At 68.3% G+C, this 18,558-nt stretch carries 14 protein-coding genes; 6 read left to right on the top strand and 8 right to left on the bottom strand.

Features of this window, described 5'->3' with window-relative positions; all coding sequences use genetic code 11:
- Positions 1-98 precede the first annotated feature (98 nt).
- On the top strand, positions 99-1,376 hold the full coding sequence (locus AC1DOM_RS00535; protein ID WP_498959283.1) for an acetyl-CoA C-acetyltransferase: 1,278 nt from the start codon (positions 99-101) through the stop codon (positions 1,374-1,376).
- A 9-nt stretch (positions 1,377-1,385) separates the two neighbouring features.
- On the opposite strand, the gene AC1DOM_RS00540 is transcribed toward AC1DOM_RS00535, so the two are convergent.
- A complete protein-coding gene (locus AC1DOM_RS00540) occupies positions 1,386-2,660 on the bottom strand; it encodes a TCR/Tet family MFS transporter (protein ID WP_498959284.1) in 1,275 nt (424 codons plus the stop codon).
- Positions 2,661-2,806: 146 nt separating this feature from the next.
- Here AC1DOM_RS00540 and AC1DOM_RS00545 point away from each other — a divergent pair, with 146 nt between their 5' ends.
- Genes AC1DOM_RS00545 through AC1DOM_RS00555 form a run of 3 tightly spaced genes read left to right on the top strand, consistent with a single transcriptional unit; the run spans position 2,807 to position 5,377 of the window.
- On the top strand, positions 2,807-4,510 hold the full coding sequence (locus tag AC1DOM_RS00545) for a toll/interleukin-1 receptor domain-containing protein (protein WP_498959285.1): 1,704 nt from the start codon (positions 2,807-2,809) through the stop codon (positions 4,508-4,510).
- Positions 4,507-4,935: a hypothetical protein gene (locus AC1DOM_RS00550; protein ID WP_498959286.1), complete on the top strand. Its 429-nt coding sequence runs from the start codon at positions 4,507-4,509 to the stop codon at positions 4,933-4,935. The genes AC1DOM_RS00545 and AC1DOM_RS00550 overlap by 4 nt, the downstream gene beginning before the upstream one ends.
- Positions 4,936-4,957: 22 nt before the next feature.
- Entirely contained in the window at positions 4,958-5,377 is a 420-nt protein-coding gene (locus tag AC1DOM_RS00555) for a hypothetical protein (RefSeq protein WP_498959287.1), read from the top strand.
- A gap of 3 nt (positions 5,378-5,380) precedes the next feature.
- Here AC1DOM_RS00555 and AC1DOM_RS00560 read toward each other — a convergent pair whose 3' ends face one another.
- The 7 genes from AC1DOM_RS00560 to recC all read right to left on the bottom strand — a co-directional run bounded on the left by AC1DOM_RS00560 (position 5,381) and on the right by recC (position 16,824).
- Complete coding sequence (locus tag AC1DOM_RS00560; protein WP_498959288.1) at positions 5,381-6,391, bottom strand: NAD(P)/FAD-dependent oxidoreductase; 1,011 nt, start codon at positions 6,389-6,391, stop codon at positions 5,381-5,383.
- Positions 6,327-6,923, bottom strand: a complete 597-nt coding sequence (folE, locus tag AC1DOM_RS00565) for a GTP cyclohydrolase I FolE (RefSeq protein WP_498959289.1) — start codon at positions 6,921-6,923, stop codon at positions 6,327-6,329. The genes AC1DOM_RS00560 and folE overlap by 65 nt, the downstream gene beginning before the upstream one ends.
- 44 nt (positions 6,924-6,967) lie before the next feature.
- Complete coding sequence (locus AC1DOM_RS00570; RefSeq protein WP_498959290.1) at positions 6,968-7,438, bottom strand: hypothetical protein; 471 nt, start codon at positions 7,436-7,438, stop codon at positions 6,968-6,970.
- A 157-nt stretch (positions 7,439-7,595) separates the two neighbouring features.
- Positions 7,596-8,057 carry a hypothetical protein gene (locus AC1DOM_RS00575; protein WP_498959291.1) on the bottom strand — a complete coding sequence of 154 codons (462 nt, stop codon included), beginning with the start codon at positions 8,055-8,057 and terminating at the stop codon, positions 7,596-7,598.
- A gap of 165 nt (positions 8,058-8,222) precedes the next feature.
- Positions 8,223-9,977 (bottom strand): exodeoxyribonuclease V subunit alpha, encoded by a 1,755-nt coding sequence (recD, locus tag AC1DOM_RS00580; protein ID WP_498959292.1) that lies wholly within the window; start codon positions 9,975-9,977, stop codon positions 8,223-8,225.
- The gene (locus tag AC1DOM_RS00585) at positions 9,974-13,477 is read right to left on the bottom strand and encodes a UvrD-helicase domain-containing protein (RefSeq protein ID WP_498959293.1); all 3,504 of its coding nucleotides are present in this window, start codon (positions 13,475-13,477) and stop codon (positions 9,974-9,976) included. Before AC1DOM_RS00585 ends, recD begins: the two co-directional genes overlap by 4 nt.
- The gene (gene recC, locus AC1DOM_RS00590; protein WP_498959294.1) at positions 13,474-16,824 is read right to left on the bottom strand and encodes an exodeoxyribonuclease V subunit gamma; all 3,351 of its coding nucleotides are present in this window, start codon (positions 16,822-16,824) and stop codon (positions 13,474-13,476) included. Before recC ends, AC1DOM_RS00585 begins: the two co-directional genes overlap by 4 nt.
- Before the next feature lie 218 nt (positions 16,825-17,042).
- Here recC and AC1DOM_RS00595 point away from each other — a divergent pair, with 218 nt between their 5' ends.
- Together AC1DOM_RS00595 and AC1DOM_RS00600 are read left to right on the top strand one after the other, a co-directional pair.
- Entirely contained in the window at positions 17,043-17,804 is a 762-nt protein-coding gene (locus tag AC1DOM_RS00595; RefSeq protein WP_498960179.1) for an ABC transporter ATP-binding protein, read from the top strand.
- Positions 17,804-18,556, top strand: a complete 753-nt coding sequence (locus tag AC1DOM_RS00600; protein ID WP_498959295.1) for an MlaE family lipid ABC transporter permease subunit — start codon at positions 17,804-17,806, stop codon at positions 18,554-18,556. Before AC1DOM_RS00595 ends, AC1DOM_RS00600 begins: the two co-directional genes overlap by 1 nt.
- Positions 18,557-18,558: the final 2 nt, after the last annotated feature.

Genomic DNA, 18,558 nt, shown 5'->3' on the forward strand with positions numbered 1-18,558 from the left:
CGGGAACGTGGATTGGCCCCGCTGGTGGCGGGGTTTACACTGCATCGCATTATGCCCGGGCGGTTCTCGCGGCGGGCTGTGATCGACGAGGTCATCCGATGCTGCACGGCCGTCCCGTCGCCATCCTCGGCGGCGTCCGCATCCCCTTCTGCAAGCAGAACACGGCGTATGCCGATGTCGGCAACCTCGGCATGTCCGTGCGAACGCTCGGCGCCCTGGTCGAGAAGTTCGGCCTTCACGGACAGCAATTGGGTGAAGTCGCGCTCGGCGCGGTCATCAAGCATTCCAGCGACTGGAACCTCGGCCGCGAAGCCGCGCTGTCCTCGGGCCTCTCGCCGCTGACGCCAGGCATCACGCTGCAGCGCGCGTGCGGGACCTCGCTCGACACGATCGTGCACATCGCCAACAAGATTTCCACGGGCCAGATCGAAGTGGGCATCGGCGGCGGTTCGGATACGACCTCCGACGTGCCGATCGTCTACGGGCAGCGGCTGCGTCGTCGCATCCTCGCCGCCGCGATGGCCAAGACGCCGAAGGAAAAGCTGGCCGCCTTCAAGGGCTTCCACTTCCGCGAGCTCAAGCCCGATTTCCCCGGCGTCGCCGAACCGCGCACCGGCAAGACGATGGGCGACCACACCGAGGACATGGCCAAGCAATGGAACATCTCGCGCGACTCGCAGGACGAGCTCGCGGTGGCTTCGCACCACAAGCTCGCCGCGGCGTACGAACGCGGGTTCTTCGATGACCTGGTCGTGAGTTTCCGCGGCGTGTCGCGCGACAACATCCTGCGGCCCGACACGTCGATCGAAAAGCTCGCCACGCTCAAGCCCGCGTTCGACAAGACCTCGGGCCGCGGCACGCTGACCGCCGGTAATTCGACGCCGCTCACCGATGGCGCCGCCGCGTGCCTGGTGGCCAGCGACGAATGGGCCGCCGCACACAACCTCGAAGTGCTGTGCCATCTGCGCGATGCGCACGTGGCCGCGGTCGACTTCGTGCATGGCGAAGGCCTGCTGATGGCGCCGACCATCGCCGTGCCGGAGATGCTCAAGCGCAATGGCCTGACGCTGCAGGACTTCGACTTCTACGAAATCCACGAAGCCTTCGCCGCGCAGGTGCTGTGCACATTGCGGGCGTGGGAAAGCGAAGAGTATTGCCGCACGCGCCTGGGCCTCGACGCACCGATGGGGCGCATCGACCCCGCGAAGATCAATCCGAATGGCTCGTCGCTTGCCGCAGGGCATCCCTTCGCGGCGACCGGTGCACGCATCGTCGCCACGGCCGCGAAGGAATTGAAGGAACGCGGCGGCGGGCGGTGCCTGATATCGATCTGCACCGCCGGCGGCATGGGCGTCGTCGCGATCCTCGAACGCTGATCGCCCGCGTCAGGTCGCCGCTTCGGGATTGACTTCGTCGGGCGCAGCGCGCGGTACCGCGTGCGTCTTCGCGTAACGCCAGGCCACCAGTCCCGCGCATGCGAGCAACACACCGGCCAGCAGGAACGGCGCGCCCGGCAGTTTCGCCGGTGCATGCGGCCCGATGAACCACGCGAACACCGACGTATAGATCACCGGCGCGACGATGCCGGCCAGGCTCGCCAGGCTCGTCAACGCACCCTGCACGCGCCCCTGCACTTCGGGCCCGACTTCGCGCGTCACCATCGCCTGCGTGGATGGCATCGCCAGGGCCCACAGCGACATGATCGGCAAACCCATCAGGAACACCGCGCCGGTCGGCGCGAAGCCATAGATGGAGAAGCCCACCACGCCGCAGGACAGGCCGAGCAACAAGGCCCGTCGCTCACCGATCGCACCGACGACTTTCTTCACCAGCACTGCATTGACGATCACGCTCAGCACGCCGACCGCGCCGAGCACCCAACCCACGTCGCCCGAGCCCCAGCCGTATGCGAAATCGGCGAACAGCACGAACACGCTCGGATACACGTAGTGCGCGAAGTTGATGAGGAACACGACCATCGCCAGGCCCCAGATCCCGCGGTATTGCCGCAACAGCCTGAGCGAGCCGACCGGGTTGGCGTGCGACCAGTCGATGCGCTTGGTACGACGCTCGACCGGCAGCGATTCGGGCAGCACGAACAGGCCGTAGACGAAGTTCAACAGCGCCAGGCCTGCGGCGAACCAGAAGGGCAGGCGCACGTTCACTTCGCCCAGGTGTCCGCCGATCGCCGGGCCGATGATGAAACCCAGGCCGAAGGCCGCGCCGATCATGCCGTAGGCCTGCGCGCGTTTCGCCGGTTCGGTGACGTCGGCGATGTAGGCGTTCGCGGTGGTGAAGCTCGCCGAGAACATCGCCGACACCACGCGACCCACGAGCAACCAGGGCAGCGTCTGCGCGACGGCCATGAAGATGAAATCCACGCCGAGCCCGAGGCACGACAGCAGGATCACCGGTCGTCGGCCAAAGCGATCCGACATCGCACCCTGCACGGGCGCCGAGACGAACTGGATCGCGGCGAACAGGAATCCGAACACGCCGACCCAATACGCCGCATGCACGGTGTCGCCGCCGACGAAGTCCATCAACAGGTGCGGCAGCACCGGGATGATGAGGCCGAAGGCGAGGATGTCGATCAGGACGGTGACGAAGATGAAAGCGAGCGCGGCCTTGCGCGCGCCGGGAGCGTCGGTTGCGGTCACTGGGGGGTTCGCTGGCGGTACGACGGCGTGCAGTCTAGCCCGACACGCCCTTGCCTGATCAGTGACCGTTTGTCGCATGGGTGTCCGGGATTCACGAGGCGGGGCGTTCCCACAACGTCCCCCAACCGCCCTGCGGGGCAACACACGTGCGCTACCGCGCGTTCCTCAGCTACAGCCACAACGACGCCCACTGGGCGCGCTGGTTGTTGCATCGGCTGGAGTCGTATCGCGTGCCCGGGCGGCTGGTGGGAACGCATGGGCGTGCGGGTGCGATTCCGGCGAAATTGGGCGCGGTATTCCGCGATCGCGACGAGTTGCCGACCGCGGGCGATCTCAGCAGTACGATCCGCGAAGCCCTGTCCGAATCCGATGCGCTGGTGGTGATCTGCTCGCCGGCGGCGGCGCGATCGCAATGGGTGGATGCGGAAGTGCGCGCATTCATGGCGCAGGAGCGGAGCGATCGCATCTTCTGTTTCATCGTCGAAGGCGACCCGGCCGTCGACAACTGTTTCCCGCCCGCGACGATCGAGGAAGGGCGCATTCCGCTCGCGGCCGATGCGCGGCCCGAGGGCGATGGCAAGGATCGCGCGTTCCTCAAGCTCGTCGCGGGCATCCTGGGCGTGGGTTACGACGCGCTGGTGCAGCGCGAGGCGCAGCGGCGCAACCGTCGTTTGGCCTTCGTCACGGCCGCCGCACTGGCGGGGATGGCGATCACCTCGGGGCTTGCGATCACCGCGCACGTCGCGCGCAACGATGCACAGCGGCGGCAAGCGCAGGCCGAGGATTTGCTGGGCTTCATGCTCGGCGACCTGCGCAAGAAACTCACCACCGTCGGCCGCCTGGATTTGATGCGCACCGTCGACGACAAGGCGACGACCTATTTCGCCGAACTCGATCCGCGCGACCTCAACGATCGCGCACTCGAAGAACAGGCGCGTTCGCTCACGGGCATCGGACAGGTGCGTCTGACGGAGGGCAACCACGCCGAAGCGATGCGCGCCTTCCGCCAGGCGTATGCGCGCACGACAGCGCTCGTCGCGCGCGACACCTCCAACGGGCAGCGCCTGTTCGACCGCGCGCAGGCCGAATACTGGATCGGCAACGTGGCCTACGTGCAGGGCAATCTCGACGAAGCGCAACGCTGGCTCACCCGATATCGCGACAGCGCGCTGCAGTTGTCGGCGATGGATCGCAAGAATTTCGATTGGCAGAAGGAAGCCGCGTACGGCTACCACAACCTCGCCGTGCTGCTGGAGCAACGCAACCAGCACGAAGCGGCCGAGCACGCGATGAAGCGCGAACTCGAGTTGTTCCGCGGGTGGGTGAAGCAACGCCCGAACGATACGCAGACGCGCGCCGAGGAAGGCATCGTCTTGTCCTGGCTGGGCACCAACGCCGAGCGGCAGAAACGCTTCGAAGAGGCGGAGACCTGGTACGCGACGCTGTTGTCGAACATCGAGATCCTGCGCAAGCAGGATCCGAAGAACGCCGCGTGGCGGAAGGATTGGGTGGACGCGCAGTTGCTGCTGGCCCAGGTGCGCTTCAAGCGCGGCGATTTCGCCGGTGCGCGCGTGGCGACCGAAGCGGCCAATCGCGAATCGGACGCGCTGGTGAAGCAAGACCCGACCAATCGCCTGTGGCTCAGCCAACAGGGCATCGGACGTTACTGGCGCGCGCAACTGGTCGGCGTGACCAAGCCGCGCGACGCGATGCCCATCGCCTCGGAAGCCGAGCGCATGTTCGCGGCCATCGTCGCCGTCGAACCGAAGAACGAGCGCGTCGTCACCTGGTTGGGCAAGACGCGCACCCTGCAGTCCCAACTCTCCAAACCGACGGTGGCCGTGCGATGAAAGGCAGACAGGAAGCGAAATTGGAAGTGATGCGTGGCGATCCACCCGACGGCGATTGGCGTGCCACGACGGCGATCCACAAGGACGCGAAGGAACCGTACGCCTATCGCTTCGATGGCGGCAAGAAAGGCCGCGGGCACCTCAACGCGCAGGTGGGCGACGGCGCACAGGTCTATACGGTGAAATTGAAGCAGTCCGACCGCTCGCAATCCAAAGCCAAGTACGAGATCGAAAGCGTCTCCTTCTCCGGCGATTCCAACGCGCAGTTGGAATGGGTGCGGCAGGACAGCGACGGCGACCACGCGACCATCTCCAACCAGAACGAATACGCCATGCAGGCCTATTACATCGTCGTGGTGCGCCGCGACGATGGGTTCCTGATCGATTGCGACCCGATGATTTCCAACGATCCCCGCCACGTTTGACCCCACCCGACGGAGCAGCGACATGTCCAGCGAAAACGTGAACCTCAAGGTGCAACCCGGCAGCAACAACGGCAACGGCTGGGTCACGGTCACCGCACCGAACACGCAGATGCAGTACAGCTTCAAGTACACCGGCGGGAACCAGGACAACGGGGGCCTGAAGACGAGCGTCGGCGCCGGCACCGCGACGATCAACGTCAGCCTCAACGGCAACGACCGCTACAGCGTCAACGGCGTGACCTTCACCGGCGACATCACGCCACCGCAATTGAGCAGTTCCTACACGACGGACAACGCGGCGGTCACCGATCTGAACACCGCGGCGTTGAACGCCGACTATTGCGTCCTGGTGCTCGACAGCACCAACGGTTCGGTCATTCCCTGCGATCCGATGATCTCCAACGATCCCAGGATGGCGGTGCCGCGCATCCAGCACGCCTGAGGTTCACGGCGACGGCAGGTCCGCTGCCGTCGCCGGTTGTGCTTCGGGATCTTCGCGGAAGTTGGGCGGCAGGCGGTTGTGGATCGCGGTGGCCGCGATGGCGGCATGGCCGACCGCGACGCTGATCTGGTTCAACACGCTGACGATGTCGCCGATGGCGTAAAGGCCGTCGACGTTGGTTTGTTGCCGCGGGTCCACGTGCAATTCGCCGTTGTCGTCGACCGCTGCGCCCAGCGCGGTCGCCAGCTCCGATTGCGCCCTGGCGCCGAGGATCGGATACACGGTGTCGAAGCGATGCACGCTGTCGTCTTCGAGTCGGAAGACGCAACAGCGGCCATCGTGTTCGAGCGACTTGGCCACCGGCAGGACAGTCACGCGTGCCTCGCGCGCGAGCGCCGCACTTTCCGCGCTGGGCTCGCCGGGCTCGGAGCGCACCGCGACGACGTTGCGCGAGAACGTGCGCAGGAAAACCGCGTGCGCGATCGCCGCGTCGACCGGCGCGTACACCGCGATGTGATCGTCGCTGGCTTCGTAGGCATCGCAGACCGCGCACATGCGCACGACGTTACGGGCGATCGCATCCTCGAGCCCTGGCATCGCAGGCATCGCATCGACGATGCCGGTGGCGATCAGCACGTAGGTCGCGCGCCAGCGCCGACCGTCCTGCGCAGTGGCGAGGAAGGCATCGCGGTCGCGCTCGAGCCGCGCGATGCAGCCATCGACGATGTCGGCGCCGTAACCGGTCGCCTGCGCGCGCAGCTTGGTCAGCAGCTCGGCGCCCGAGACGCCGAAAGGGAATCCGGGGCAGTTGTGGCTTTTCGGGATCCAGCGCGCGCGGCTCTTGCCGGCATCGACCACGATCGCGCGCCGATGGAAGCGCGCCAGGTAGGTCGCCGCCACCAGGCCGGCGGGGCCGGCACCGACGATCAGGCAGTCGAGCGCCGGCGCCTCAGCGGTGGCCGCTGCCGACGGAGATGAACTGGAGGAACTCGCCGCGGGTGCGTGCGTCTTCACGGAAGGTCCCGAGCATGGTCGAGGTGACCATGCTGACACCGCGCTTGTGGACGCCGCGCGTGGTCATGCATTCGTGCGCGGCCTCGACCACCACGCCGACGCCCAGCGGATGCAGCGCGCGCTGGATGCAGCCGGCGATCTGCGCCGTCATCTTTTCCTGCACCTGGAAGCGGCGCGCATAGGCTTCGACCACGCGCGCGAGCTTGCTGATGCCCACGACCTTGCCCGAGGGCAGGTAGCCCACGTGCGCGCGGCCGATGATCGGCGCCATGTGGTGTTCGCAGTGGCTCTCGAACTGGATGTCGCGCAACACGATGAGTTCGTCGTAACCCTCGACTTCCTCGAAGGTGCGGCCGAGATAGTCGTCGGGATCCAGCGCGTAACCGCTGAACCAGTCCTCGTAGGCCCGGACCACGCGCTTGGGCGTGTCGAGCAGGCCTTCGCGCGCCGGGTCGTCGCCGGACCAGCGCAACAGGGTGCGCACGGCGTCTTCGGCCTGCGCGCGGGAAACGGAATTGCGTTCGTCGCTCATCGGGGGGCGGCCCTGCTGTCCTGCGGGGGCCGCCATGGTACCGGCTAGCGGGGCGGCGGCATGTGCTCGGCCTTGCCGAGCGCTTCCTGCATCGAGCGCCACGCGTGTTCGACGGCCGGGCGCGCCTCGAGCCATGCCATGCGGGAACCGAAGTGCGCATTGGACTCCCAGGCGCCCTGGAGGATCGATTCGGATTCCTGGAAGGTCTCTTCGCCGTAGCGTTCGTAGGTTTCCAGGCCGTAGCGGTAGGCCGGGGCGTAGTCGTGCCAGGTATATCCGGCGCGGTAATACGGCATCGACTGGTAGATCTGTTCGAAGTGGCCCAGGTTCTCGCGCCGGTCGCGCGCCTCGGCGATGCGGTCGCCCGCGGTTGCGCCCAGGGCCACGCCGACGATGCCGCCGACCGCCATGCCCGGCGGGCCCGCGACCACGGCGCCCAGCGCCGCGCCCGCCGCACCGCCCGCGAGGGCTGCGCCGGAGGTTCCGACCACGTGGTCCTTTCGGAGAATGCTCATGGGCCGCTCCATGTGTCGAGCTTCAAAAGCTAGGCGCGAATGCGTTCAAGGCTGGTGAAGTCATCAAAAAAGCAAAGGCCGCGCGAGGCGGCCTTTGCGTCCGGGTTCCCCCGGCTCGTCTTGCGGCGCGTTCGCACCGCGAGTCCTTGCGATGCGATCAGCGACCGTCGCGGTCGGCGTCGCCCGGCATGGCGCGTTCGACGTAATGCCAACCGTCGCGCACCGCACCCTTCGCTTCAGCCCAGGCCAGGCGCGAATTCGCCTTGCCCGATTCCCAGCCGCGCTGCAGGTCGGGTTCGACGTCGTCGAACTTCTGCCCGCGGTACTGGCCGTAGGTGTCGTAGCCGTACTTGTAAGCCGGCTCGTAATCCGACCAGTCGCCGCTCTTGTTGTAATACGCGGTGTCGCGGTAAGAGGTCTTCCAATGATCGTTGTAAGCGGTCGGGTTGACGGCTTCGGCGATCGAACCGCCGGCCTTCGCACCGAGCACGCCACCGGCGATCGCGCCGACGACGGTACCGACCGGGCCTGCCGCCGAACCCACGGCCGCACCCGTGACGGCGCCCGTCACTGCACCCGTGCCTTCACCGATGCTGTGATCCTTTTTGATGTCGCTCATTGTGCTTTTGCTCCTGACTCGTGGGGGACGCTCGCGCTTTGAATCGCGAGGTGCGCAAGTTAGGAACTGGGTGGTGCAGCGACAGTGAAGGCAATGCCTGTTTTGTTGAACGCAAGGCAACGCACGCGCGCTGGCGTGTTCAGAAATTCTCGCGCAACGAAATCGTCACGCGTCGCGCAATCGCCGCGCCAATCCCGACACGCGTTGCGCGCGCACCGACAGCGCTTCGCGCAAGACGGTTTCCGACGCGCACAGGTGCAACGCGTCCCGCGCACGCGTGATCGCGGTGTAAACGAGTTCGCGCGAGAGCGTCCGCGCGAACTGACGCGGCAATTGCAACCAGACCGTGTCGAACTCCGACCCTTGGGCCTTGTGCACCGTCATCGCGAAGGCACCGGCATGCGCGGGCAGTGCCGCCGGATGGAACGGTCGCAAGCCTGCCGCGGTGCGGAACCACACGACGCTCCCGTCTTCGCCGCGCAGGCACAGGCCCAGGTCGCCGTTGAACAGCCCATGCCGGTAACTGTTTTCCGTCACCGCCACCAGCCGCCCGTGGAAATACGGATCGCGCTGCGCGCCGGCCAGCGCTTCCTCGATGCGCGCATTCAGTGCGATCGCACCCTGCGCGCCGTTGCGCAAGGCGGTGAGCAGGCGCGCGCGCTGGGCGATGCCGAGCGCGTGTTCGATTTCGGACGGCGCGTCCGCGTCGACGGCGCCGAGCGCACGCCACGGTGCCAACAACGTATCGCGCAACTGCGGCGCGAGCGGATCGATCGCCGATTCGTGGAAGTGGACGTTGCGCAAGGTGCCGCCGCGCAGCAATGCGAGGGTTCGATCCGCATCGCCATCGCGCACCGCGGCGGCGAGCGGCGCGAGGTCGAACGCATCGGCCTGTCGATACGTGCGCTGCAGCGCGACGCGCAAGCCATGGAAGTGGCGCGGCGTGGCGATCGGTGCGGAAAGCGTTTCGAGCGTGGTGTCGCTCGCAGCCTCGACGGTGGTTGCGGCATCGGCGATCGCGGCGAGCACGTCGCCGGCTTCCACCGACGGCAATTGATCGCGATCGCCGAGCAGCACCAGGCGCGCGCCCTCGGGCACGGCTTCGACGAGTTTGCACATCAGCGGCAGGTCGACCATCGAGGCTTCGTCGACGACGATGATCTCGTGCGGCAACGGCAAGTCGCGGCCGTGGCGGAACTGCGGGCGGTCGGGAATCGCGCCGAGCAGCCGATGCAGTGTCGAAGCATCGGCGGGCAGGGCATCGCACAACGCGGGGTCGAGGCCGGCCTCGCGCAAGGCGTCGACGGCGAAGCGAAGGCTCTGCGCCATGCGGTCGGCGGCGCGCCCGGTCGGCGCGGCCAATGCGATGCGCATCGTGCGGCCCTCGCGCTGCGCCTGCGCAACGGCGAGCAAGAGCATGCGCGCGATCGTCGTCGTCTTTCCCGTGCCCGGGCCGCCGGTGACGAGCAGCAACGGGTGGCGCAACGCGAGTGCAGCCGCGCGTGCCTGGTGCGCGTCGCGTGCGTCGGCGGGGAACAGGCGCTCGAAGACCGGCGCGAGTGCAGCAATGCCGCCGGCGTCGATCGTCGCCGCGGCGATGCGGCGCAAGCCATCGGCGAGTCGGCGTTCGTATTCGCGATAACGGCGCAGGTAAAGCAGGTCGCCTTCGAGGACCAGTGGCATACCCGGATCGGTCACGGCATCGGCAGCGGGGCGCGCGACCCAACGCGACACGGAGAGCGCATCGCGCAAGCCCGCATCGCCTTCGAGGTCGAGTGCGGCATGCCCCTGCGCGATCGCGAACGCAGCGCGCGCGGCGGCATCGATCACGCGCGGATCGGCGTCGGGCTCGCGTCGCGCCAGGGTGTGCGCGAAGGCGAGATCGAAGGCGCGCGGCAGATCGTCGCGTTGCGCGCTCATGCGGTGCCTCCGAGCAAGTCGTCGACGGCGTGGATCAGCGCGGGCGACAGATCGGGAACGGCGATGCCACGCTGCGGATCGTTGGCATCGAGCCCGCGGCAGAACAGATAACGCACGCCACCGAAGGCTGCCGTCGCTGCTTCGCGACTGCCCAGGCGCATGCGCAACCAGCGATGCACGGCCACCGCATACAGCAAGGCCTGCAGGTCGTATTCGCTCGAGGCCATGGCTTGCGCCAGCGTCGCCGCATCCCATCCGGGCAGGCGATTGGACTTGTAGTCGATGACATACACGCGGCCGTCGACGCGGTAGGTCAAGTCGATCTTGCCGGTCATCAGGCCACTGAGCTTCGGCCACGCGCCGAAATCGCGACGGCCAACGGCGATTCCGTGCTGCTGCAACAAGGACAGCAATGCGGGTGCGTCCGCGTCGGCGAGGGTGAAATGGAATTCGAGTTCGGCGATGCGCGCGGCGGCCGGCACGTCGCACAGGCGCACGCCCTCGGGCAGCGGTACGGTGAGCGTGCGCGCGACCAGCGGCGCGAGCTCGCGCACACCGGCATCTAAATCGCTCTCCGGGTAATCCTGCGAACGCAAGGCATCGCAAAGGAAGGCGCGTTGATCGGCGGGCATGCCGTCCGGATCGGTCCAGGCGGCGAAGTCCACGTGCTCGAGCGCATGGTGCAAGGCGTTGCCGAAACGCGTGCCGGAGAAGCGCAGCAGCGCGGGATCGACGGTCTCGAACACGGCGAGCGGGCGTTCGTCGTCGGCCGGCGCTTCTTCGGCGAGTGCTTGTGCGCCGTGCGCGTGTTGGCGATGCAATTGCGAGAAGCTGTGGATCCACCAGTCGCGGCGCAGGCGGCGATGCGGCGTGCGCGGCGCGGGGATCGCGTCGGGCACGGCGGGGAGCAGGCGTGTGTCGTCGGTCGTGTCTTCGGGCGCGCGCATCCGGATGTTGCCGCCACGCAGCTCGTCCCGCGGCAGCATGCCGCCGAACAGGCGATGCAGGGACGATTGCGCATTCGACGCGAGCGGCCCGGTCGCGAGCCACATCGCATCGCGTGCGCGCGTCAGGCCGACGTACAACAGGCGCATGTCTTCGGCGGCGTCTTCGCGCTTGGCGGCCTGGCACGCGTCGTCCCACGCCGGTGCGCCGGAATGGCGTTCGCGGGTCTTCCACTGGCGCACGCGTTGGCCGCTGTCATCGTGATACTGCACGACGCGCGCCTTGCCGCCATTCGCGCGGCCGATGCCGGCGAAGGGCAGGAAGACCAGCGGGAATTCCAGTCCCTTGCTCTTGTGCAGCGTGAGGATCTGCACGCGGCTCGCATCGGACTCCAGGTTCGGCCACTGCGTTTCGTCTTCGCGGTCGGCGTGCGCGATGGCGGCGCGCAGCCAATCGACCTGGCCTTGCGGACCGAGGCGATGCGCGCGGATTTCCTGCAATTGCTCGGACAGCTGCAACAGATGCGTGATGCGGCGTTCGCCATCGGCGAAGGCGAGCATGCGCGCCGCTTCGCGCGCGACGACGTCGGCCAGCATCGGCTGCGGACCATGCGATTCCCAGCGCAGGCGCCAATCGGCGAGGTCCTGCTGCCAGCGGCGACGCGCGTCGCCATCGGCCTCGCGCGCCTGCAAGGCGGCGGCGTCGTAACCGAACAACGGCGTCGCGAGCACGGCGCGCAGGCGCCGCTCGTCGCCGGGCGTGGAAAGAGCAAGCAACAACGCGAGCAACTGCTGCGCTTCCTCGGTTTCGTAGAGACTGCCGCGGCCGGCGCTGACGGCGGGCACGCCGAGGTGCGTCAGTGCATCGCGGATCGCGATGCCTTCGCGATGGCTGCGCACGAGGACGGCGCAGTCGCGCGGTTCGATCGGGCGTTGCGCATCGCCATCGCGGCGTGTGGCCTTGCCTTCGCGGGCGCGCACGAGCAGGTCGCGAATCGCACGCGCGCAACTGCGTGCGGCGCCTTCGATCGATTCCTGCGCAGTCCACTTGCCGCCGACCTTCGCGGGAAGTTCCTGCACGACGATGGCCGGCGCGGGTGCGCCATCGGCCAGGAAGTCGGAATCCTGCGCGCGACCGCCGGGTTGCGTCGGCGCGAAGGCGATGCCGTCGCCGAGCAAATCATCCGGCGCAGCGTCGAACACCGCGTTCACCGCTTCGAGCACGCAGGGGCGCGAACGGAAATTGCGATCGAGCGGCGCGGCAAGCGCTGCCGTCGAGCGCGCGTCCAGGTAGGTCTGCACATCGCCGCCGCGGAAGCGGTAGATCGCCTGCTTCGGATCACCGACGAGCAGCAGGCCGCCTTCCCCGAACAGGCGCGAGAAAATCGTCCACTGGCGCGCGTCGGTGTCCTGGAATTCGTCGACGAGCACGAGGGGGAACTGTGTGCGCAGGGCATCGATCAAGGCCGTTGCGACGTCCGGGGTTTCCAGCGCGGCGAACACCGCATCGACGAGGTCGTCGAAGTCGCGCACGTTCGCGTCGCGCTTGATCTTCTGATCCTGGCGGCGTGCGTCGGCGCGCAGGGCGTGGAGCAGGAACAGGTCGACGCCCTCACTCGCGCAGACGAAGGCCTGCACCGCATTGCCGATGGACAGCTGCGGCGCCATCGCCTGCTTGGTCGGCGGGCAACACTTCACCAGGCCCGTGGGTGTGAGCGAGGCGAGGTCTTCGTGCGGTTGCGGCGCGGCGTCGGATTGCGCGGCGAACCATTCCCAGATCGCTTCGAACGGCAAGGCTTCTTTGCCCGACTTGAGGATGCGCTTGGTCGCGGCCATGCGCAGGGTTTCGAGATCCTGGTCGCCATGCATGCGGAATTGTTCGCGCAAGTGGCGCCATGCGGCGTCGCGCCGCGCGATCGCATCACCCGACGGCGGCGGCGGGAGCAGCGGCTCCAGCGGCAACAGATCGCGCAACGCCTTGGCGAGATCGTCGACATCACCAAACGTGCGCTGCAGGAAGTCCGCGCCTTCGGCGGTCCGCGAATGCGTGCGCCAGAGCACGACGGCCAGGCGATCGCGTTGCGCGGCGTTGCCCGGCTCGATGTCGGTACGCAGGAGCGGTTGCCCGGCGAGCAGCGCGTGTTCGGCGAGCAGGCGCTGGCAGAAGCCGTGGATGGTGGTGATCGCGGCGAGGTCGAGGTCGCGCACGGCGCGTTGGAGGCGCAGGCGGAGTGCGGGCAGCGGTTCGTCGCACAGGGCATCGCGCAACAGTTGGCGCAGGAGGCTGGTTTCTGCGTCGTCGCCGGCGGTGTCGGCATCCTCGCGCCATTCGAGCGCGAGTTGCGCGGCACGCTGCAGGCGCAGGCGCACGCGTTCGTGCAACTCCTGGGTCGCGGCGACGGTATAGGTGACCGCGAGGATCTGCGGCACCTGCAGGCGCTGCGCGATCACCGCGCGCGCGAACAGCCCCGCGAGCGCATACGTCTTGCCGGTGCCCGCGCTGGCTTCGACGAGACTGCGTGCATCGAGCGGTGTGTCGAAGACGGTCGCGCTCATGCGTACGCCTCCGGGTCGAGGGGCGTCGCGTCGCCGAGTGCGCCGAAGAGCGAGACGGACAGCAACTTGAAGCGGGTCAGCGACTGCTCGTCTTCATCGAAGAACGGATCGCGACCCCGCAAGGCCATGCGCGTCGCGGGCGACGCTTCCGCGCGGCCCGCGCCATCGAACTGCGTGCCGGTCCAGGTTTCGCGCGCGGACTTGGTCGCGGCCGCGATCGCCGCTTCGTCGTACCGGCCATCGAGTTTGCGGACGAAGCAGTGGCCGCTCTTCGGCAGGAACACTTGGGGCGCGCGCAATGCGGCGTCGTGCCAGCCGAAGAACGAGTCGAGCGCCGCGGCGGCGCGTTTGGGTGTCGGCGCCTTGCGCTCGATCCAGGCCGGCGGCGATTCCTTGTTCTCGCGCGCGAGTTCGAAGAACTTGATGCCGGCGACCGCGGCGCACAGACGCTCCAGCCCGTGCCGCACGGCATGTCCGCCATGCAGGCCGTCGGGCCGCAACACCACGCGCAACACGCCCGGCCGATGCACGCCGTCGAACGTGCCGCGCAATGCACCGGCTGTCGATTCATGTGCGAAGGGCACGCGCGTCGCGCGATCGCCGAAGCCCTTGTCGAGCGCCAGGTGCGCAAAGGGTGCGATCTCTTCGAGCAGATCGGCGACTTGCCCGCGGCCGTCCGCACCGGGCGCGATCAGCGCGCGCGCAAGCAGGCGCGCGTGCAGGGCGTGTGCGTCGGGCCGGCCGCTCGCACGCATCCATGCATCGAACACCGCATGCCGCAGCGCGTATTGGCCGAGCGCATCGGGCGCGCCGAGCGGTTCGTGCTCCGCCAGCGGCGCTTCGTCCTCGGGGAGGCGCAACTGCAACCCTTCCTGCAGGTACACCGCGTGCGGACGCATCATCGAACGGCGCAGGCGATCGAGCGACAGCGCGCCGCGTTCGTTCTCCGATGGCGGCAACCACAAGGTGGGCGGTGCGAACACCGGCGTGTCGTCGACGCCTGCGGTCTCTTCGGAAGCGGCGCGCCAGCGTGCGTCGTAACTGAAACGCCGCGGTTCCGCCGCACCGCCGGCGTGCGCAGCGCCGAAGGCCGCAGGCGCAAAAGGTTGCAGCGCGTGGCGAACGACGAGGGATTCGCGCTCATGTTCGGCCTCGCCTGCGTGGTACGCGGCCGCGGCATCGAGCAATTCGGCGACGAGCGTCGACGGTTCGCGCCGACTGTTGTCGCGCGGATCCATGCCGCACCAACTGAGCGACAACACGCGGCCGGCCGATGCGAACAACTGCAGGAACAGATAGCGGTCGGCGTCGCGCCGCGAGGGATCGCCCTTGCGGCGATCGGCCGTGCCGAGCGCGTTGGCGATGCGATTGATCGGGTCGCGGCCTTCGCGCGCGGGGAAGGCCTCCGCATCCATGCCCAGCAGGCAGGTGACGCGGAAGGGGATCAGGCGCATCGGCACCATGCGGCCGAAGCAGATGCCGCCGGAGAGGAAGGGCGCGCGCGCATCGGCCTGGCCGAGTTCGTCGCGCAGTTGTTCGAGGACCACGACGTGTTCGACCGGCGTTTCGTAGTGCGCACGCGCCGCGCCGTCGGCGAAGCGGCCGATGGCGTCGCGCAGGCGACGCAGGATGGCCGCATCGCTGCTGTCGCGCGCCGGCGCGAACGCCTCGTCGAGCAAGCGGTGCAACACCGTGGCCCAGCCCGCGGGCGGGTGCGGGCCGGCAAGTCGGGTCCGCATCTCGCGCAGCATCGCAACGCAGCGCAGCAGCGCGTCGAGCGCTTCGGCGGCCTGGCCTTCGAGCTCCGGCCACGGCGCGACGCCGGCGATGTCTTCGTCTTCGCCGCTCGCGTAACCCAACAGCAAGCGGTCGATCGCGAATTCGATGGTGAACGCGTCGCCGTCGGCGCCGTGGCGCGCGCGATCGGCAGCGTCGAGGCCCCAGCGCGCGCCGGCGTTCTCGAGCCAATCCTGCACGCGCATGCGGTCGGCGTCTTCCAGGCCGAAGCGCGCGGCGATCGCGGGCACCGCGAGCAGGTCGAGCAGATCGGCGAGCGACGGTGCGTGCAGCGGAAGCTCCAGCAATCGCAGGAAGGCTTCGGCCACGGGCGCGGTCGCCAGCGGGCTGGTGTCGGCTATCGTGTAGGGCAACTCGCGCGGCGTGCCGAGCGCGCCACCGAAGACTGCTTCAATATGCGGCGCGTAGGCGTCGACATCCGGCGCGAGCACCGCGATGTCGCGCGGCTGCAGGTCCGTTTGTTCTTCGAGCAGCGCGCGCAGTTGGTCGTGCAGCACCTGCACTTCGCGCAGGCGCGTGTGGCAGGCGTGGAATTGGAGGCTGGCGTCGCGCACGTCGACGCGCGGGCGCGGCCATGCGGCTTCGTCGCTGTCGTGCAGCGGCGCGCGGTTGTCGAGCAGGTCGGCCTGCATGCGGCCGAGCAGCGTGTCGCGCGGGGGTTCGACGAAAGGTGCAAGGTCGAACGACGGCGTGGCGATCTCGCCGCCGACGAGCATCGCGACGAAGTCGCGGCCGGCCTGTCCCCACGCGGCGAGCAGCGGATTGGGCGGCGTGTCGTTCGCGCCGAGGTAGGCCTCGTCGGTTGTCGGCGTGTACGCGGACCAGCGTTGCAGGTCGCCCCAGAATCCGCGCGCGGGCGAATGCAGGAAGAAGTGTTGTGTGCCCGCGCGCGCCTGGCTGGCGATCACTTGCAATACATCGGGCGATACGTTCTGGCACGCGAAGACAAATAGACGCGGCGGCAAGCCCTGCGGCGCTTCGGGGCCCTCGGGGCCGAAGCGCGCGAGGAAGTCGCCGATGCGCCGCGCGCGATGCGCCTTGTCGCGGGCGATCGCGCGCCACAGCGTCGCTTCCCAATCGTCCTTCGGCGCGCGGCGTTCCCAGGCGAGCAACCAGTCGCGGCGCCAGGCCTGGTACTTCTCGAAGGTTTCGGCGAGCGCGTTGGCCAGCGACCAGGTCTTGCGCGGATCGGCGTGCGCGAGGAAGCGTTCCAATGCCGGCGGCGGATGGCGTTGCAGTTCGCGCAGGGCGTGCCAGCGCAGGGCGTCGGGCTCCAGGCGGTCGGCATCGGGCGCGGGGCCGAGGTTGGCGTCGAGCGCGAGGTCGACGTATTCGCCGGGGGTGAGGAAGCGCAGGTTCGCGCAGATCCCGGTCTGTTCGGCCAGCGCCTGCTGCAACCAGCGGCGCATGGAAAATTGCGGGACCAGGACGATGTCGGGCCGCAGCCAGTCGCCGTCGGCCGGCACGCGCGCGACTTCCACGGCAAGCACCCCGGCGAGCACGTCGAGCGCGTTGCCGTGGTAGAGGCGGAAGTCGGGGCGTCCTTGCATGAGACGCCATGATGCCGGAGGGCGTCGCAAACGCCGAGATTGAACGATCGGCACTGCCGCCCGGCGCCAGCTTTGACACAATGCGCGGCCGTGACCGATGCATGCGCACGCCCGCTGGGCCGCCATTCAGCGCCCGGTAGCGAAGCTGCGCCGCCTTTCGCCCATTTAGAAAGACACCCGCCCGCGTGAACACGACCCCAGACCAGCCCGCCGTGCGCATGTCCGGCCTCCGCCTCGAACGCGGCGGGCGGGTGGTGCTGCGCGAGATCGACCTCGCGGTCCCGCGCGGCAGCGTCACGGCCGTGCTCGGGCCGTCGGGCAGCGGCAAGTCCACGCTGCTGGCCGCGCTCACCGGTGAACTCGTGCCGGCCGCCGGCCGCGTCGAGGTGTTCGGCGAAGAAGTCCCGCGTGCGCAGAAAGCCCTGCTGAAGATGCGCAAGCGCGTCGGCGTGTTGCTGCAGGGCAATGGCCTGCTGACCGATCTCACGGTCGCCGAAAACGTCGCACTGCCCCTGCGCACGCACACCGATCTGCCCGATGCAGTGATCCGCCGCCTGGTCGAGATGAAGCTGCATGGCGTGGGCCTGCGCGCCGCGGCCGATCTCTTCCCGCGCGAACTCTCCGGCGGCATGGCGCGCCGCGTGGCCCTGGCCCGTGCGCTCGCGCTCGATCCGCCGCTGATGGTCTACGACGAACCGCTGACGGGCCTGGATCCCATCGCGAGCGGCGTGGTCATGAGCCTGGTCCGCCGCCTGAACGACACGCTCGGCCTGACCAGCATCGTCGTCACGCACCACGTGCACGAGACGATGCCGATCGCCGACCACGCGATCGTGATCGCCAACGGCGGCATCGTGTTTTCCGGCACGCCGGCCGAACTCGACGCCTCGCGCGATCCGCTCGTGCGCCAGTTCCTGGAAGGGCAGCCCGACGGCCCCATTCCCTTCGACACCACGGCGCGCGCGCCGGAGGCCGCCTGATGCCCTTCGTCGCCGCCACGCGCGCCCTGGGCGCCGCGGGCCTGTTTTCCCTGTCGGTCCTGCGCGCTTCGAAACCGACCCGCGATTTCTTCGCCGAGCTCACGAAAGAGATCTACAAGATCGGCGCGCGCTCGTTGCCGATCGTGGCGGCGGGCGGTGCGTTCGTGGGCCTGTCGGTGACCCTGCTCGGCTATCGCGCGCTGGAAACCTACGGCGCGACCGGCCAGGTGAGCGCGCTGTTGGGGTTGGGCCTGTATCGTGAATTGGGCCCGGTGCTGACGGCCTTGTTGTTCGTCGGGCGCGCGGGTTCGTCGATCGCCGCCGAACTGGGCCTGATGCGCGCGACCGACCAGATCACCGCGCTGGGCCTGATGGCGATCGATCCGGTGGCCAAGACCGTCGCCCCGCGTTTCTGGGCCGCGGTGCTCTGCGTGCCGCTGCTTACCGGCTTCTTCATCAGCCTGGCGATCACGGCCGGTTACTTCGAAGCCGTCCACGTGATCGGCATCGACGGCGGCACGTTCTGGCAAACGATGAAGGACAGCGTGGATTTCCACGACGACTTCCTCGTCGCTTTCATCAAGGCCGCGATTTTCGGCGGCGTGTCCGCGCTGGTGGCCTCGTACGTGGGTTTCCACGCCGAGCCGACCATCGAAGGCACGTCGGTGGCCACCACGCGCGCGGTGGTCAACGCCTCGCTGCTGGTGCTGATGTTCAATTTCGTCCTTTCCGCCCTGCTGTTCAGGAGTTGAAG

The organism is Lysobacter sp. P5_B12 (assembly GCF_056400425.1).

Excerpts from the sequence above, each read along its gene's own strand:
- AC1DOM_RS00600 (WP_498959295.1), top strand. The coding sequence starts at position 17,804 with ATGCCCTTCGTCGCCGCCACGCGCGCCCTGGGCGCCGCGGGCCTGTTT.
- AC1DOM_RS00535 (WP_498959283.1), top strand. The coding sequence starts at position 99 with ATGCTGCACGGCCGTCCCGTCGCCATCCTCGGCGGCGTCCGCATCCCC.
- AC1DOM_RS00570 (WP_498959290.1), bottom strand. The coding sequence starts at position 7,438 with ATGAGCATTCTCCGAAAGGACCACGTGGTCGGAACCTCCGGCGCAGCC.
- AC1DOM_RS00575 (WP_498959291.1), bottom strand. The coding sequence starts at position 8,057 with ATGAGCGACATCAAAAAGGATCACAGCATCGGTGAAGGCACGGGTGCA.
- AC1DOM_RS00595 (WP_498960179.1), top strand. The coding sequence starts at position 17,043 with ATGTCCGGCCTCCGCCTCGAACGCGGCGGGCGGGTGGTGCTGCGCGAG.
- AC1DOM_RS00555 (WP_498959287.1), top strand. The coding sequence starts at position 4,958 with ATGTCCAGCGAAAACGTGAACCTCAAGGTGCAACCCGGCAGCAACAAC.
- folE (WP_498959289.1), bottom strand. The coding sequence starts at position 6,923 with ATGAGCGACGAACGCAATTCCGTTTCCCGCGCGCAGGCCGAAGACGCC.
- AC1DOM_RS00550 (WP_498959286.1), top strand. The coding sequence starts at position 4,507 with ATGAAAGGCAGACAGGAAGCGAAATTGGAAGTGATGCGTGGCGATCCA.
- recC (WP_498959294.1), bottom strand. The coding sequence starts at position 16,824 with ATGCAAGGACGCCCCGACTTCCGCCTCTACCACGGCAACGCGCTCGAC.
- recD (WP_498959292.1), bottom strand. The coding sequence starts at position 9,977 with ATGAGCGCGCAACGCGACGATCTGCCGCGCGCCTTCGATCTCGCCTTC.
- AC1DOM_RS00585 (WP_498959293.1), bottom strand. The coding sequence starts at position 13,477 with ATGAGCGCGACCGTCTTCGACACACCGCTCGATGCACGCAGTCTCGTC.